This is a genomic window from Paenibacillus sp. MMS20-IR301, from assembly GCF_032302195.1.
Lineage (GTDB): Bacteria > Bacillota > Bacilli > Paenibacillales > Paenibacillaceae > Paenibacillus_AQ.
The window spans coordinates 2,063,410-2,080,061 of sequence record NZ_CP135275.1 but is presented as its reverse complement, the minus strand read 5'-3'; the positions used below and the strand labels follow the sequence as shown (position 1 = coordinate 2,080,061).

Genomic DNA, 16,652 nt, shown 5'->3' with positions numbered 1-16,652 from the left:
TGTTAGCATCAGGATCGAACTTCTTATCCCTGCTTGAAATATTGCGGATATTTCGCCATCAGAATCTCCTGGTCGGCAAGGGTTAACGCCATATGCTCCTGCATAATCAGATCAGCCCGGGCAGGATCATGCTCTCCGATAGCTTCGTAGAGGCTGTAATGCTGCTGATACAGATGCTCCCAGTTGTGATCTGCCGTAAGCTTCAGCATCCGGCTGCGGTTCAGATGAACCTTAATCTGCTGCACAACCTCCCACGTATTCTTCTTATTGCTGCCTGTGAAGATCAGCTGATGGAATTCTTCATCAAGCATGAACATTTCCTTGTAATCCTGTGCTTCAATGCAGAGCTGCTGCTTGTCCAGGTTGAGCTTAAGCTCCAGAAGCTTTATCTGCGGAAAGACAAGGCAAGCCTCGCGAATTACTGCCCGCTCCAGGTGCTCGCGCATGAAGCGGGCTTCTTCTACGAGCTCCGGATCGATAAGGGATACAACGGTTCCGCGCTGCGGATAGACGGCGAGCAGCCCTTCCTGGGCCAGCCGGACGAAGCTTTCTCTGACCGGAGTACGGCTAACATTGAATTTCAGTGAGATTTCCTTCTCCGATATGCCGGTTCCCGGAGGCAGCTCCAGCAGCAGAATCTGATTCTTAAGTGAACGATACACGATGTCCCGTGTGGAAACCGCTTGTGTACCGATAGTGTATTCCATCGCGTATACCTCCATTTTGTGTTTTGTGAGAAGCACTACCATACTACCATACAAGTATGGTAGTATGGTAGTGCAATCCTCCGGAAGCGGCTGTATGGCCCTGGTCAGGATGGTATCCGCACCGGCGGTAAGGAGAAGAATGGTATATTGCAGGCAGCATATGCCACTTGATTTTCACAAATCTAGAATGACGAGAGGCTGGAGAACACATTGAGTACTACACCTTTTATTCATGACGACTGGTTATTGCAGAGCAAAAGCGCGCAGACCCTCTATCATGATTATGCCGCAAAAATGCCGGTTTACGATTTCCACAGCCATTTGAATCCGCAGGAGATCAGCAGCAACCGTAAATTCCGCAATATCGCCGATCTGGCCCTGTCCGGAGATCATTACAAATGGCGTGCGCTGCGCTGGCTGGGAATTGATGAGCAGCTGATTACCGGCGATGCTTCAGACAAGGACAAATTTATGGCCTGGGCGCGTTCCGTACCTGAAATGCTGGGCAATCCGCTGTATCACTGGACACATCTGGAGCTGAAACGCTATTTCGGCATCGACGACCTGCTCTCGGCAGAGACTGCGGAGAGTATCTGGGAACGCTGCAACGAGCAGCTTCAGGGTGACGAACTTACGACTCAAGGCATTCTCAAACGGCTGAATGTGGATGTTGTCTGCACTACCGATGATCCGGTCGATTCCCTGGAGCATCATATCCAGATCAAAGAGGACCGCTCCCTTGCTACAGTTGTAGCTCCCACCTTCCGTCCGGACCGGGTGCTGAACATCCGCGACGAAGGCTTCGCCACTTATGTAGCCAAGCTGGGCGAGGTCAGCGGGATGGACATCCGCTACTACGGAGAGTTCATGAACGCCGTCACCTCACGGATTAATTACTTCCACAAGCATGGCTGCCGGCTGTCTGACCAGGCGTTCGGTGAGCTGCCGCTTGCGCATTCGACAGAGCACGAAGCCGCTTACATATTCGCCCGCGCCTTCAAGGGTGAGGAGATTAATGCGCTTGAAGAGCAGAAGTTCCAGAGCTATACACTGCTTAAGCTCGGACGGCTGTATCACGAGCGGGGCTGGAGCATGCAGCTGCATATCGGGGCTATCCGCAATAACAATTCACGGATGTTCAGCAAGCTCGGCCGGGACAGCGGCTTCGATTCGATTCTTGACTTCAACATGGCCCGCAGCCTGAATTCACTGCTGAATGATCTGGATGCCAGCGGCCAGCTGCCGCAGACGATCGTCTACACACTGAACCCTACGCAATACGAGATGATTGCGACAACGATCGGTAATTTCCAGGGCGCCGGAGTCAAAGGCAAGGTCCAGATGGGCTCAGGCTGGTGGTTCCACGACCAGAAGGATGGCATGCTGCAGCAGCTGAAGGCGCTCTCCAGCATCGGTCTGATCAGTCCGTTCGTCGGCATGCTGACCGACTCCAGAAGCTTCCTGTCCTTCACACGCCATGAATACTTCCGCCGGATTCTCTGCAACCTGTTCGGGACGTGGATCGAAGAGGGCGAGCTGCCGCGCGATTATGCTTTTGTCGGCAAGACGATTGAGAACATCTGCTATAACAATGCAGATGCGTATTTCGGGATTAAGTAGGGCCGCTCTGGCGGTCTCACAGGATTAGCGGATTGAAATTGCGAAGGGAGCTCCTCCAGCCAGTGATGGCTGAAGGAGCTCCCTTTCTTAAAAGATAAGAATTTATATGTTTTACGCTATAAATGTTCCTTATCTTTCTCGCTGAAACGGATACCGTCCTCTGGAGGACGGCGCAGCCGTTTCCACTTGGTTGAGCTGCGGTGATCCGGCCGTTCTTTTCATTGCAGCTAATTATTCCGCCCGTAGTAGAGCTTCAGATTCGTCACATCCACCAGGTACAGAATATCGATCCCCTTCGGACTCCGGTCCACCGCTAGACGCTCGACCGGGATCCCCGGGGCCAGCGAGGTTTCAGTCCAGCCCCCGCCGGTATTTACCGCCATGAACGCACGGTCACTTCCGCTGCTTTTCACATAATAGATTCTTGCAGCATTTCCTGCCCAGGTTACATCAATCGCGGCAGTCGTCGGAGCTGCGTTATAGACCGTCTGCAGCGTCCAGCCTCCTGTGTCATAAGTGGCTTGCTTAACTGAGAAGCTGGTGCTGCCCTCTTCCCGGTAGCGGTAAGCGATTACCGGACGGCCTGCGGTATCAAGCGTCATCTTCGCACTCTGGACGCCAGGACCGCCGGGATCACTGCCGCTCTGCACATAGGTTTCCGTCGGGGCCAGAGGCTGCACAATATCTGCTGTTGTCAGGGAGACGGGAGCGGATACCGTTGTGCCGTCCGCTTTGCTGAATATGCCCGTGGACGGGCTGTATTTCAGATAAGACAATTGATGGCGCAGCGGACTGGAGGCGAAGTATGCCCACTCAAACAAGATATGAAGATCGCCGTTAGCGTCAAAGACCAGATCATCGGGGTAGACAGAGCGGTTAAGGTGGGCAGCGATCACTTTGACCTGGCTCCATACCGAATCGGCATCATTCCAGCGGAACAGAACAGCCTCCCGTTTCCCTGCGGGATCTTTGTCTACACGAGCTATTAGATACAAATCCCCGTTGGGGGCTGTCGTTACTACCGGATAGGTTACTGTCATCCCTTGCGGCAGTTCAGAGGAGTGATTCTGCGGAATTCCGCCTACGGTATCCGAACGGTAGTACTGCCATGGATTGCTGTGCATGGAGGCGAAGACGTGGAACCGCCCGCTCCCGTCTCTGGCCATGGAGGGCTGGTTATGGCCGAGATCATCGAGATATTCTGCAGGCACGGTGCCGTTCATGAGCGGAAGCTTGCTCCAGTTCCCGTCATTATCCCTTCGGGCAATAGCTACTGTGTGTTTCCCGGGAATGCTTCCCGGCGCATTATACGCCATATAAGCATACTCATAACCAAGTCCATACGTTGCGAGCGGAGACCACCAGCCCGCCTGATTGCTGGAATCCATCGGAAAAGGCACCTCTTCCAGCACAGCCGCTGCGCTTCCTGTTCCCGCCGGCAATACCATCAGCAGCATCGTCAGAATGAGCCCGAGCTTCCATTGCTTGATCCTGTTCAACTGTTCCGCCTCCTTAATTTTGGATCTTTCTGGTATTTCTGGGCCAAGGATAACATGCGGCGGCAGCGATTGTTACTGTATTTTTGCAAGTTTACTGTATAGGCGTGGCCGAATGGGCAACACATTCAAATTTCTTGCGAGTAATAAGGATTTCTTCGCGGCTGCCATGGCTTGTTTATAATTGCGAACATATGTGCTATAATTGTAATTTATAGGATAGAAGGGAGTTTTAAATGAAGAGTGTCGGAGAATTACAGAATGACTACCGGGCAATTGAAGAGAGGGTATTGCATTTTATAACAGAACATTCCAGTGTTGAGTATGTACAGGATTCAGAAAAAGTTGTAGAGGGGGGAGCCTTTTCCTGGGCGAGCCTTAATTCTGAAGACGAAATATTGCAGACGCAGCTTAGAATTGATTATGTAACGGTTGCTGAACTAGCAAGGCAAAAACTGGAGCTCTCGGACAGTAAATACCTCATTGATTTTGACCGGAGCAGTGAAGCGGTGCTTGGGTATATCAGACAAAATTCCATGTTATGGATACCTTCATTGGCTGCAGCGGCGGAAGCAGCGAAGATTGAGATCGATTTGCAAAAATTTCTGCTAGCTCAAGCATAAACATATTCAAAGCCCGTCAACCTTAACTGGCCGGCGGGCTTTTTTTATAGAACGACTTACCTCGTACTGCGCCGGTAAGCAGACGGAGAGACGCCGGTAATCTTTTTGAACACCTTGGAGAAATGAGCCAGCTCCATGCCGACCTGCTCAGCGATGCCGGCGATGCTGATGCCCGTGCCGGAAAGCTGCCGTTTGGCGAGGTCCATCCGCTTCAGCTGCACATATTGCATCGGAGGTACCCCCATGAATTTTTTGAAATAAGGGATGAAATAATTCGGATGCAGGTGGACCAGCTCGGCCAGCTCCTCTACCTCCAGCGGCTGTGTAATACGCTTATCAATGTAGAGAAGCACATTTGCCAGCTTGCCCTGGTCGCTTGTATGCATCAGATCGTTCATGAAGTTGGCGTAGCCGCCGGATTCCAGACACAGCGCCAGCAGCGTGAGGAGAGAGGCCTGAAGCCGCAAGGCCGCCAGAAATCCTGTATCCTGAAACAGCGCAATCATTTCATTGAAGATCGCCCGTACTCCGTCCGGGTCTGCTACATGGCTGATATAGAGTGTATTGGCAGAATGGAACAGCGGCCACTCCCCAATCTGCGCGTCGAAATGGCAGTAGTACCGTGTATATGGATTATCCGGTGATGTGTCGGTGGTCTGTGTAGAACCGGCCGGCATAATCATAAGCTGTCCGGGCACGGGATAATGACTTACACCATTAATTGTTACTTTGCCTTCACCTGAATCAATGTAATACAGCCGGTTGAAGGACGGTGTCTCATTAGTCCGGTTCCAGCCGGGAAACCGGCTGCTGAGCTGGGCATGCGTGACAGTAACTGTGAGGTTCTGCAGCAGCCGTCCGGTCAGATTCCCCGTCAAATTTCCGCTTACATTCATATTCATAATTGGTCTCCTTTGTAGTTGCCTCCATTCAGTATACCGCTTTCATTTATCTAATTCATCTTATTAATGTACAAAAACATCTTAATTCCAGTCCTGTTCACTGCCTTCCAGAAAGGTTATTCTCTTATCATAAACTGTAGTAAGGAAGTGGCACAGAGATGAATAAGGTCCGTTATGGAATTATCGGTGTGGGCAATATGGGGCGTGCCCATGCGCGAAGCTTAATCAATGATATCAAGGGGGCCGAGCTTACTGCGGTCTGCGATACCAGCCCGGAGCGGCTGGACTGGGCAGAGGAGCATCTGCCGGCAAGCGTGCAGCGCTTCTCATCACCGGAAGAGCTGTTCAAGTCAGGTACCATTGATGCAGTCCTGATTGCTACCCCGCATTATGACCATCCGCCGCTGGCGATTGAAGCACTCGGCTGCGGGCTGCATGTGCTGATTGAGAAGCCGGCAGGCGTGTACACCAAGGCTGTTCAGGAAATGAACGATGCCGCAGCGAAGTCAGACCGCAAATTCGGTATTATGTATAATCAGCGGACTAATCCGCTCTACCAGAAGCTGAGAGATTTGATCCAGTCCGGCGAACTGGGCGAGATCCGGCGCACCAACTGGATTATCACCAACTGGTACCGCTCGCAGAGCTATTATGATTCCGGCGGCTGGCGGGCAACCTGGGCCGGAGAAGGCGGCGGGGTACTGCTGAACCAGGACCCGCATCAGCTCGATCTCTGGCAGTGGACAACCGGAATGATGCCTAAGCGGGTACGCGCTTTTTGCCACTTCGGGAAGTACCGCAAGATCGAGGTTGAGGATGATGTGACCGCTTACGTGGAATATGAGAATGGGGCGACCGGGCTGTTCATTACCACTACTGGCGAAGCACCGGGAACGAACCGGTTCGAAATTACAGGCGACAACGGTAAAATCGTCATTGAAGACGGCAAGCTGACCTTCTGGCGGCTGCGCACCCCGGAGCCGGAGTTCAATGCCGGGTATACTGGCGGGTTCGGTTCACCGGAGTGCTGGAAATGTGAGATTCCGGTAGCAGCAGGCGATGGGGAGCAGCACAAGGGCATTATGCGCAACTTCACCAATGCGATTCTCCATGACGAGCCGCTGCTGGCTCCGGGTGAAGAGGGGATCCGCGGACTGACCCTCTCGAATGCGATGTACCTGTCAGCCTGGACGGATAACTGGGTCGACCTGCCGATCGACGGGGAGCTGTTCCACGCGAAGCTGAAGGAGCAGGTGCAGAATTCAACTTTTACTAAAGAGCCTGCAAGCGGGCAAGCGCTTAATGTATCAGGGACACATTAATACAGCTTTCCGACAGTAAGCTTCACTAATCTAGCCAGGGAGTGGATGATTAACATGAATCGAGCAACGATAGCAGCACAAATGTATACATTACGCGAATTCACCCAGACTGCAGAGGGCTTGAAAGAAAGCCTGCAAAAAGTGAAAAACATGGGCTATCCGGCGGTTCAGATATCCGGTATCGGTCCGGTTGACCCGCAGCTTGTAAAGGAATACGCAGATGAGCTTGGCCTGCAGATCTGTGCGACGCATGTTCCGTGGGACCGGCTGGTGAATGATCTTGATGCGCTGGCTGCTGAGCATAAGCTGTGGAACTGCAAATACATCGGACTTGGCGGATTGCCGGGGGAATATCAGACCAGCCAGGAGGGATACCGGACGTTTGCGAAGCTGGCTTCCGGCATCGCGCGTACCCTGAAGGAGCAGCATGGCCTGCAGTTCGTGTATCACAATCATGATTTCGAATTCGAGCGGTTCGGCGGGCTTACCGGCATGGAGGTGCTGCTGCAGGAAAGTGATCCGGAAGTATTCGGCTTTGAGCTGGACCTGTATTGGGTACAAGCAGGCGGGGGCGATCCGGTAGAATGGATTCATAAAGTGAAGGGTAGAATGCAGGCGGTGCATTTCAAGGATATGACGATCTTATCGCGGAAACCGGTATTTGCCGAGATCGGCCAAGGAAATATGAACTATGATGCAATCATTGAAGCCTGCCGTGAGACCGGTGTGGAATGGCATATCGTCGAGCAGGATGTGTGCCAGCGGGATCCGTTTGAGAGTCTGGAGATCAGCCTGAAGTATCTGCACTCCAAGCTGGAGGACATGGCGGTATGAGCCGCAAGGATGGCATGATGTATGCTCCGGTTCATGAGGCTAAGCCTGTCGTCGGGCCGGGTGAATTCGTAATCGCCGCACTGGCGCTGGATCATGGGCATATCTACGGAATGTGCAACGGCCTGGTGGAAGCCGGGGCGCAGCTGAAGTGGGTATTCGATCCTGACCCGGAGAAGGTAAAAGCTTTCCTGAATACCTACCCTGGTGTCCGGGCAGCACGCTCGGCGGAGGAGATTCTGGAGGATCCCGAGGTCCGGCTGGTCGCGGCGGCGGCAGTTCCCTCGGAGCGGGGGCCGCTCGGCCTGCGCGTGATGGCGCACGGCAAGGATTATTTCACAGACAAAACGCCGTTCACCTCCCTGGAGCAGCTCGCTGCTGCGCGGGTTCAGGCAGAACAGACACAACGGAAGTATATGACCTACTTCAGTGAACGGCTGCATGTTGAAAGTGCAGTTTATGCCGGACAGCTCGTGCAAAAGGGGGCAATCGGCCGTGTCATTCAGGTAATCGGCATGGGGCCGCACCGTCTCAACGCACCAAGCCGTCCGGACTGGTTCTTCCAGCGGGACAAATACGGCGGGATTCTCTGTGACATCGGCAGCCATCAGATTGAACAGTTCCTGTATTATGCCGGCTGCCGGGATGCCAAAGTCCTGCACAGCAAGGTAGCTAACTACAATAACCCGGCATATCCGGAGCTGGAGGATTTCGGCGATGCGACGCTGGTTGGAGATAACGGGGCGACACAATATTTCCGTGTGGACTGGTTCACACCGGAAGGGCTTGGCACCTGGGGGGACGGCCGGACGATTATCATGGGGACAGAAGGCTATATCGAGCTGCGCAAATACACGGACATCGGCCGTTCCGGCACTTCAGACCATGTCTACTGGGTAGACGGTGCCGGCGAGCATTACGAGCATGTTGCCGGCAAAGTCGGCTATCCGTTCTTCGGCGAGCTGATTAACGACTGCCTGCAGCGTACAGAAATTGCCATGACGCAGGCGCATGTCTTCAAGGCAGCCGAGCTGTGCCTGGAGGCGCAGCGGGTGGCGCTGAATCTGACTCCGGACTCCCTCAAATAGCAGGAATGCAGCTGCCGGAAGAATGGAAGGTGGATATCATGAATACGCTTGGGGCAGCTATTATTGGCTGCGGAGCGATTTCCCCGCTGCATGCGGGTGCGATTGCATCAATGGAGAATGTACAGCTGCTGGCTGTGGCGGACAGTGACCCCGTTCAGGCTGTACAAACGGCACAAACTTACGGGTGTGAAGGCTTGACGGATTACAGGGAGCTTCTGGAACGGAGAGATATCAGCATGGTTCATCTCTGTACACCTCATCATCTGCATGCCCGGATGGCCGTAGATTTGCTTAAGGCCGGCAAGCATGTACTCACCGAGAAGCCGCTGGCGCATGATGTTCCCTCGGCCCGGATGATTCTGGATGCGGCTGAGCATTCAGCAGGACAGCTGGGTGTTGTCTTTCAGAACCGCTACAATGATCCTTCGATGCGGATTAAGGAGATTATCAGTGCCGGCAGTCTGGGGAAGCTGCTCTGTATGAAAGGGATTGTGACCTGGACGCGGAGTGAGGAGTACTACAGGAACAGCAGCTGGAGAGGGCGCTGGGCTACCGAGGGCGGCGGGGTACTGATGAATCAGACGATTCATACCCTGGATCTGCTGCAATGGTTCGGCGGTGAGATCAGTGCTGTGCAAGGCAGTGTAACTACGGATGTACTGGATCAGGTTATTGAAGTAGAGGACAGTGCCCATGCCTGCTTTACCTTCAAGAATGGTGTGCGCGGACTGTTCTATGGTACAAATGCCTATGCGGTGAACTCACCGGTGGAGCTGGAACTTGTGTTTCAGGAAGGGACGCTGCTCCAGCGCCGGGACTGCCTGTATCTCTGGAAGGACGGCCAGGAGACGCTGCTCAGTGAGCCGCCTGCGGTAAGTACCGGAGGCAAATCGTATTGGGGCACCGGCCACTCCAGACTCATTCACGACTTCTATGCCCATATTCGCGATGGCCGCAAGTTCTGGATTGATGGAGTGGAAGCTATTAAGGCGCTGGAGCTGATCGCCGGAATCTATAGATCATCGGAGAGCCGGCGTGAAGTGGCGTCAGGACAACACTTGTAAAATATATGGGGAATCCCAAGCGGGGCTGTTCCGGCTGCAGACTAATTGCGGCAGGGGCAGCTTTATTTTGTTTTATTCACCGATTTTTACGCGCTAAATTTGCTTCCCCGCAATTGACAAATCCGCAGGCATGTGTGATAATTTCCTGACGATCGTCAGGAGGTGTGTTATGACCGCAAATGCTATTTTGCAGGCGGCATGTGAGCAGTTTGCCGTGAAGGGCTTCGAGGGAGCTTCGCTGGCTGGCATCGCCCAGGCTGTAGGGATCAGGAAGCAATCAATTGCAACCTATTATCCCCGGAAAGAGGATTTGTTCATGGCTGCCTTTCATGAAATGGCCCGGCATTATTATGATTTTCTGGAACAGCTCTATCACCAGATCAGCGATAACCCAGTAGAGATGAAGCTGCGAGAAATTGTCTACAGAAACTACTATTACAAGCTGGAGCAGCCGGTGCTGACCGCATTTTACAAGATGGCTGTGCAGTTTCCGCCGCCCTTCTTCAAAGAACTGCTGGAGGAGCAGATTGCGCTTATGGAGCAGCGGTCTGCGAAATTGTACCGGGCGATCTTTGAGCAGGGGATGAGCACCGGTGTAATCCGGCAGCAGCAGGCGGACAGTCTGCTTCCGGCCTTTTATTGTCTGCTGGACGGGATTGCCATGCAGATGTTTTTCTACGGGCAGGAGGAATTTGAACGGCGTCTGGCGGATATCTGGGAAATATTCTGGGCCGGAATTAAACAATCTTAGGATGAGAAGGAGCACGGGGATGCGGGTAGAGCATATTACAGACGAAGCAGGACTGCAGGAGGCATTCAGAATCAGACGCGAGGTATTCGTAGAGGAGCAGGGGGTACCGCTGGCAGATGAATTCGACCAGTATGAGCAGGAGGCGGAGCATATCTTGATCTATCAGGAGAATGCTCCTGTAGGTACAGCCAGATTACGGGTTGTAGACGGATGGGCCAAGCTGGAGCGGATTTGTCTGCTTGCCCCGTACCGCTCCAGCGGGCTCGGGACGGTAATCATCAGTACACTGGAGGCTATGGCTGCTGACAAAGGGCTGGCTCAGGCTAAGCTTCACGGCCAGAAGCAGGCCGAAGGCTTTTATCAGAAGCTGGGGTATGTAACGGACTCACCTGTTTTCATGGAGGATGGAATTCCGCATGTCCGGATGGTTAAAGGCCTGAAATAGTGAGGTCTGCCTAATCTGCAGATCACTATATCCTTGTTCTCAAATTGACATTATAAACTTCAAGCCTTATCTTCAATACATGTGCAATTTACAGCTAGGCAGATAAGAGACGGGAGAGGGAGTAAAGTTATGGAACAGGCAATGTTTGCCGGAGGCTGCTTCTGGTGCATGGTTACACCGTTTGAAGAGCTGCCCGGAATTCATGGAATTGTGTCGGGCTATGCCGGAGGTACTGTGGAGAATCCGACGTATGAGCAGGTGAAGACAGGAACAACCGGACATTATGAAGTGGTACAAATAACATTTGATCCGGCATTGTTCCCGTATGAACGGCTGCTGGAGCTGTTCTGGCCGCAGATTGATCCGACGGATGACGGCGGGCAGTTTCAGGACCGGGGAACGCAGTACCGTACGGCGGTATTCTACTATAATGAAGAACAGCGGGCGGCTGCACAGGCTTCACGTGATCAGGTAGCAGTCAGCGGAAGGTTTGAGCTTCCGGTAGTGACGGAGATTGTGCCTGCACCGCAGTTTTATCCCGCAGAGGACTATCATCAGGATTACCATAAGAAGAATCCGAAGCACTATAAAGAGGACCGCGAGCAGTCCGGCCGGGATACATTTATATCGAAGCATTGGTAAAGCTGATTTGATAAGCTTTCTCTTGCAAAAAGCCTTTAATCACCTGACTTCTGGGGATTAAAGGCTTTTTTCTATTTTTGCAGCGTTTTTCGGCTGAAGTGGTACTTTTTGAAGGATAAAACCAAAATATGGAGCTGCAAACCCGAAATTCCAAGCCTACTAAATCAGGAAATCGGCTACTATAATCATATCTGTAAGCGGATACAACAGAGTAATGCGATAGCAAATTTCTCATGAGAGGAGGGGAGGCTTCAGTTCTTCGGCAAAGCTGTTTGCTTCACTACTATTTCTTCGGGAGGAATAATTAAGATGAGAAAAAGATGGCTAATGTCCATGCTTGCGTTTGTACTTCTGCTCTTATGCCTGCCTATGTTTGGTTCCAAAGCTGCTGCCGCGGATTATACCCAAGGGGTTGATTTGTCGGGGAGCACTGCAACCCTGTGGTTCAAATCCACGGTAAGCACCAGCTGGGTTGATGTCCATTATAAGGTGAATTCCGGGACTCAGCTAGACTACCGGATGACTTATAACAACGTTAAATCGCGTTATGAACAAACGGTAACAGGGGTGCCCGGCGGCACCGCTCTCACTTATTTCTTCACGTACAACAATGGAACACCGGCTTATGATACCGGCTGGTTCACGTACACGGCCGGAACTGCGCCGACCACACCGCCATCAGGCACCTCTGCTTCGATCTATTCCATTACCGCATCCTCCATACCGGCAGCACCGGCCGGCTCTCTGTCGCTGAAGATTATGAACGGAACCTCAGGCGCTTACTCTGACAGCCAGGTATATTGGGGAATTCTTGGCATTAACCCGGCTAACGGCAAATGGAGCTATCTTGACCTGAACGGTAATCTGCTGCCAATCTCGAATGCGCTGAACGATGCCTCCGGACATTTGACCAAAAACGGTGTAAATTACGCTAATGTCTATCATACCGTCAGCCAGGCTTCCTGGGTGAATCTGCCGAAAATCACCTCCGGCCGCATGTTCCTCAGTGTAGGTACCCCACTGTATATCAAGACTTATGACGACGGCTTTGCCGGACCGGATTTCAATAACACCTCTGATCCGAACCGTAACATTTATTTCGATTTCGTTGAATTTACAGTGGATGCCACCGGTTATCACGGCAATACGACCCGTGTGGACGGTTTCGGATTCCCGATTCAGCACCGGCTGGTGAGCCTCTCAGGCGGATATGACAAAACAGTAGGGGAGTTTGAATCGGAGACCCGCGCCGGACTGTTCACGAAATACCAGAATGAAGTGCCTGCAGCCTTCAAGTCCCTGGCAACCGACCAGGCGCCATACCGCATTATTGCTCCTATTCACGGTTCGTTTAAGGCCGGCGGGGCCAACGCGAACTATTTCGCCGGTTATTCCAGCTATAACACACAGGATATTCTCCGCTGTGACGGTGCTTTGACGGATGCCGCTACCGCTGCAGCAATTAACCGTCATGTCTACACCACCAGCAACTGGAACAATGTCGCCAATTACTACAACGCGGCGCCTGCCAACTATTACGCGAAATTCTGGCATGACCACAGCATCAGCGGGCTTGCTTACGGCTTCCCGTATGATGATGTCAACGGCCAGGCGGCTTATCTGGAAGTCGGCGACCCTAAAGGCCTGATTATCCGTGTGGCCTGGTAAGCGTAGAAGAGTTATTGAAAGTTGATACATTGGTCATGAGGCTGCTCCCCCAGAGAACCCGCGCCCGGCGCGGGTTCTCTGTGTACCTTGAATTATACAATTACCGGATGTTACATTTGATATATCAGAATAGTCACTACTAAACAAAGAAAGAAGGATGAGAGAATGGGCATGTACGGTTACTACTTCGCTATGGATGACAATCTGGTGCAGCAAATTGCAGCAGGTGACCTTGCACTGGAGAGTTTGACAATAGACGATTATCCCGGACTTGACATTGACCGTTCCTGGGAGGCGATCCACTATCTGCTCTGCGGAGATATTTCCGATGGAGCCGCCCCTTTGGGCTATATTGTTCCGATGATGTTAGACCAGGGAATCGAGTTCGGTTCAATCGGGGCATTTTACTTGCGTGCCGGGCAAGTTGGTGAAGCGCTTCAGGCGATGTCAGAGCTGAATGAAGAGCAGCTCCGGCTGCGGTATGATTTTCCGGCCATGGTTGAGGATGAGGTCTATCCGCTTGAGCCTGAAACGGGTGCTGAAGAGGACCAGGAAGAATTCTTTGCCTATATGCTTCAACATTATAAGGAGATCCGGCGCTTCTTCAGCCAGGCTGCAGCCGAGGATAAGGGCCTCATCTTCTATATATTCTGACTTCAGCAATCATTAAAGGGTGAACAACTTGTCCAAAGTACAAATATTAATCGTTGACGATGAATGGAACATGCGGAACCTGCTGCGGATTTATTTGCAGAAGGAGGGCTTTGCCGTCAAAGAGGCGGCCACCGGGCACGAAGCGGTCTCCATGCTCACGCAGCATAGACTTGACTTGATTCTGCTGGATGTCATGATGCCCGATATGGACGGCTGGGAGGTCTGCCGGGCGGTCCGGGAGCAGAGCCAGCTTCCTATCCTGATGCTTACTGCACGCTCGGAGATTAAGGATAAGGTGCAGGGGCTGGGCATCGGTGCGGATGATTATCTCACTAAGCCGTTTGAGCCGGAAGAATTGCTGGCAAGGATTCACTCCCTGCTGCGCCGCTCCGCGCTGACTCAGGCACTGCCTCTGCGAGAGGAGTTATTAGAGTACCCCGGCTTGCGGATTTACCCGGAGTCACGCGTAGTGAGGGTTGAGGAGAGAAATATTGATTTTACACTGAAGGAATTTGATCTGCTGACCCTGCTTGCCCGCGGCGGCAGACGGGTATTCACCCGGGAGGAGCTTGTCGAGCGGCTGTGGGGGAACGATTATGGGGGTGAAACGCGGGTCGTGGATACCCATATCAAGAATATACGCGAAAAAATACACAAGGCGGGCTTGCCTTACAATCCGGTACAAACCGTATGGGGCCTAGGCTATAAGTTTCAGGCAGCAGGTATTCACGATGAAGCATAACCGGATCGGCACAAAGCTCGGGCTGGTTATTATCTCAGTCTTTCTGGTAGTTTTGCTGACACTTGGCATCGTGATCGACCGGATGTTCAGCAGCTTTTATTATAATGAAATGCAGACGGAGGCCAGGGAGCTGGCTTCCCATTTCGCGGTTATGGCCGGATCCGGGGAATCAGCTGGTGAGCAGATGATGCTGACGTTTGCTGAATTCTCAAATGTCAGTATATTTAACATTTCATCCGGCGGAGAGATGAACCTGCATTCCGGCTTGCATGATTCCAGGGATAGGGCATTTCTCCGCACCCGAGATCTTAAAGTGATATTCGGCGGTGAAACCGTGAGCTTTGTGTACAAGGACCCTGAAGGGCACCGGTATTTCGTCACAGGCCAGCCTATCCGGAGCGGGGAGAGGGTCAGCTCTGCACTTTATGTAATGTCCTCCACTGAGAGTATGGAGCGGTCGCTTGCTTCTGTAAGGTATATCCTGCTCCTGGCGGGTATCGGTGCATTTATTCTGGCGCTGGGCATCACTTGGATTATTGCCGGACTGCTGTCGCGTCCGCTGCTGCAGATGCAGAAGGCTACACGCAAAATCGCTGCAGGCGAGCTGGAGACGCGTCTCACCATCCGCGGGAAGGACGAGATCGGATACCTTGCAGGTGCTATTAATGATCTGGCAGTTGATCTGCAGCGTTACAGGGATACCCGGCAGGAGTTTCTGGCTAATATTTCCCATGAGCTGCGCACTCCTATCACTTATCTGCAAGGGTATGCCAGAGTAGTGAAGGACGGGCTGTATGAGACGGAAGCGGAGAAAGTACTGTATCTGGACATCATCGGTCAGGAGGCACACCGTATGCAGCATCTGGTGGATGATTTGTTCGAGCTGGCTAAGATGGAGGAAGGCCGGATTCCGCTGAACCTGGAGGAGGTTAATCTCCGGCTGATTCTTGATCAGGCAGTCCGCAGACTGGAGCTGACGGCCAGGGAGAAGGGGCTGGAGCTGTCTGTTGCTTATAGCGGCGAGGCTGAAGGGAATGTTCCCGGTGACAGCAAACGGATGGAGCAAATTATAATGAATCTGCTGGAGAACGCTGTCCGGTATACGGAGCAGGGTGAAATCCGGGTGAGCCTGGCCTATGCTCCGGCTGCGGCAGTATTGGTGGTGGAGGATACGGGGATGGGCATTCCCGAAGCGGAGCTTCCTTATATTTTTGACCGTTTTTACCGGGTGGAGAAATCCCGTTCACGGCAATACGGAGGCTCCGGCCTCGGGCTGTCCATCGTAAATAAGCTGACACAGCTGCTCGGAGGCACCATCGAAATCACAAGTAAGGCAGGAGCAGGAACGCGCTGTGAGGTGGTTTTTCCGAGAGAGATGAAGTCTTAATATAGACTGATGCCTTGTAATATATAATCCCAATTGGCGTAATCATTCAAATCAGGAGACACCTCCAGCACGCATACATTCTGAATCCCCCATTCGACCTCCCGTGTGGTGCTGAGTCCCGGTACAGGATTAAGAATGAGAATCGTAAAGTTCTTGTTCTTAAGTAAGGCTGTCAAAATCAGCTGCAGCTCCCGGACCTGGTCCGCATCCGCAAACCATCTGACGAATAAAGTATCACTGCTGCTCATGAGCTGGCTCCAGAACCGCCGGGTCCGGCGCTCCAGCTTCAAACGGTAGGCCGGATAACCAGCGGTCCAGTCCTGGCCGGGTATAACCGGGAAATCATGAACAGAGATGATGTTATAGGAAGCATCCTTGATGAAATAAGCATGGGATAGATCGCTTCTGAGGTTATCCAGATAGACGGGATCCCCGTCATCCAGCAGGAAATCGGTCTCATCCAGCTTGTGCAGATTTCTGAATTCCATGAACTGCTGAAATCTGCTGCGCAGCAGCCGGTTAACATCAGTCAGTGAGTATGAAATCATCCAATCCAGCGGCATCGAAAATTTCCGTAACCCGTATCTTTTCAGATTGATTGCCGGTGCACAAGAGAAGCCCAAGCTGACAATCAGCCTGTATCCTTGTTTGACCTCCAGCAGTTTCATTGTCCTCACCCGTCTCTATCAGTCTCAAGCGTTAATAAATCA

At 52.5% G+C, this 16,652-nt stretch carries 17 protein-coding genes; 13 read left to right on the top strand and 4 right to left on the bottom strand.

What is annotated here, in order from left to right:
• Positions 1 to 23: 23 nt before the first annotated feature.
• Positions 24 to 707 (bottom strand): GntR family transcriptional regulator, encoded by a 684-nt coding sequence (locus LOS79_RS09150; RefSeq protein ID WP_315418450.1) that lies wholly within the window; start codon positions 705 to 707, stop codon positions 24 to 26.
• Between the two features lie 210 nt (positions 708 to 917).
• On the opposite strand from LOS79_RS09150, the gene uxaC reads away from it, so the two are divergent.
• A complete protein-coding gene (gene uxaC, locus LOS79_RS09145; RefSeq protein ID WP_315418445.1) occupies positions 918 to 2,327 on the top strand; it encodes a glucuronate isomerase in 1,410 nt (469 codons plus the stop codon).
• 227 nt (positions 2,328 to 2,554) lie between these two features.
• Here uxaC and LOS79_RS09140 read toward each other — a convergent pair whose 3' ends face one another.
• Positions 2,555 to 3,826, bottom strand: coding sequence for a BNR-4 repeat-containing protein (locus tag LOS79_RS09140; RefSeq protein ID WP_315418442.1), 1,272 nt, complete (start codon positions 3,824 to 3,826; stop codon positions 2,555 to 2,557).
• 233 nt (positions 3,827 to 4,059) lie between these two features.
• Between LOS79_RS09140 and LOS79_RS09135 the strand changes: the two genes are divergently transcribed.
• Positions 4,060 to 4,446 carry a hypothetical protein gene (locus LOS79_RS09135; RefSeq protein WP_315418439.1) on the top strand — a complete coding sequence of 129 codons (387 nt, stop codon included), beginning with the start codon at positions 4,060 to 4,062 and terminating at the stop codon, positions 4,444 to 4,446.
• A 56-nt stretch (positions 4,447 to 4,502) separates the two neighbouring features.
• Here LOS79_RS09135 and LOS79_RS09130 read toward each other — a convergent pair whose 3' ends face one another.
• Positions 4,503 to 5,348, bottom strand: coding sequence for a helix-turn-helix domain-containing protein (locus tag LOS79_RS09130; protein WP_315418437.1), 846 nt, complete (start codon positions 5,346 to 5,348; stop codon positions 4,503 to 4,505).
• A 158-nt stretch (positions 5,349 to 5,506) separates the two neighbouring features.
• Between LOS79_RS09130 and LOS79_RS09125 the strand changes: the two genes are divergently transcribed.
• From LOS79_RS09125 to LOS79_RS09075, 11 genes are all read left to right on the top strand, one after another.
• Positions 5,507 to 6,670: a Gfo/Idh/MocA family protein gene (locus LOS79_RS09125; RefSeq protein WP_315418435.1), complete on the top strand. Its 1,164-nt coding sequence runs from the start codon at positions 5,507 to 5,509 to the stop codon at positions 6,668 to 6,670.
• Positions 6,671 to 6,724: 54 nt separating this feature from the next.
• A complete protein-coding gene (locus LOS79_RS09120; RefSeq protein WP_315418433.1) occupies positions 6,725 to 7,504 on the top strand; it encodes a sugar phosphate isomerase/epimerase family protein in 780 nt (259 codons plus the stop codon).
• On the top strand, positions 7,501 to 8,589 hold the full coding sequence (locus LOS79_RS09115) for a Gfo/Idh/MocA family protein (protein ID WP_315418430.1): 1,089 nt from the start codon (positions 7,501 to 7,503) through the stop codon (positions 8,587 to 8,589). Before LOS79_RS09120 ends, LOS79_RS09115 begins: the two co-directional genes overlap by 4 nt.
• 38 nt (positions 8,590 to 8,627) lie before the next feature.
• A complete protein-coding gene (locus tag LOS79_RS09110; protein ID WP_315422099.1) occupies positions 8,628 to 9,653 on the top strand; it encodes a Gfo/Idh/MocA family protein in 1,026 nt (341 codons plus the stop codon).
• Positions 9,654 to 9,822: 169 nt separating this feature from the next.
• Positions 9,823 to 10,404, top strand: coding sequence for a TetR/AcrR family transcriptional regulator (locus tag LOS79_RS09105; protein ID WP_315418427.1), 582 nt, complete (start codon positions 9,823 to 9,825; stop codon positions 10,402 to 10,404).
• Between the two features lie 19 nt (positions 10,405 to 10,423).
• Positions 10,424 to 10,849, top strand: a complete 426-nt coding sequence (locus tag LOS79_RS09100; protein ID WP_315418424.1) for a GNAT family N-acetyltransferase — start codon at positions 10,424 to 10,426, stop codon at positions 10,847 to 10,849.
• Positions 10,850 to 10,978: 129 nt separating this feature from the next.
• Positions 10,979 to 11,491 (top strand): peptide-methionine (S)-S-oxide reductase MsrA, encoded by a 513-nt coding sequence (gene msrA, locus LOS79_RS09095; protein ID WP_315418422.1) that lies wholly within the window; start codon positions 10,979 to 10,981, stop codon positions 11,489 to 11,491.
• 309 nt (positions 11,492 to 11,800) lie between these two features.
• A complete protein-coding gene (locus tag LOS79_RS09090; RefSeq protein WP_315418419.1) occupies positions 11,801 to 13,159 on the top strand; it encodes a glycoside hydrolase family 64 protein in 1,359 nt (452 codons plus the stop codon).
• 165 nt (positions 13,160 to 13,324) lie between these two features.
• Positions 13,325 to 13,813 carry a YfbM family protein gene (locus LOS79_RS09085; protein ID WP_315418416.1) on the top strand — a complete coding sequence of 163 codons (489 nt, stop codon included), beginning with the start codon at positions 13,325 to 13,327 and terminating at the stop codon, positions 13,811 to 13,813.
• 28 nt (positions 13,814 to 13,841) lie between these two features.
• The gene (locus LOS79_RS09080) at positions 13,842 to 14,555 is read left to right on the top strand and encodes a response regulator transcription factor (RefSeq protein ID WP_315418411.1); all 714 of its coding nucleotides are present in this window, start codon (positions 13,842 to 13,844) and stop codon (positions 14,553 to 14,555) included.
• Positions 14,545 to 15,942, top strand: a complete 1,398-nt coding sequence (locus tag LOS79_RS09075) for a sensor histidine kinase (protein WP_315418409.1) — start codon at positions 14,545 to 14,547, stop codon at positions 15,940 to 15,942. Before LOS79_RS09080 ends, LOS79_RS09075 begins: the two co-directional genes overlap by 11 nt.
• Here LOS79_RS09075 and LOS79_RS09070 read toward each other — a convergent pair.
• The gene (locus LOS79_RS09070; protein ID WP_315418406.1) at positions 15,939 to 16,610 is read right to left on the bottom strand and encodes a DUF1796 family putative cysteine peptidase; all 672 of its coding nucleotides are present in this window, start codon (positions 16,608 to 16,610) and stop codon (positions 15,939 to 15,941) included. The two genes, LOS79_RS09075 and LOS79_RS09070, sit on opposite strands and share 4 nt — an antisense overlap.
• Between the last annotated feature and the right edge of the window lie 42 nt (positions 16,611 to 16,652).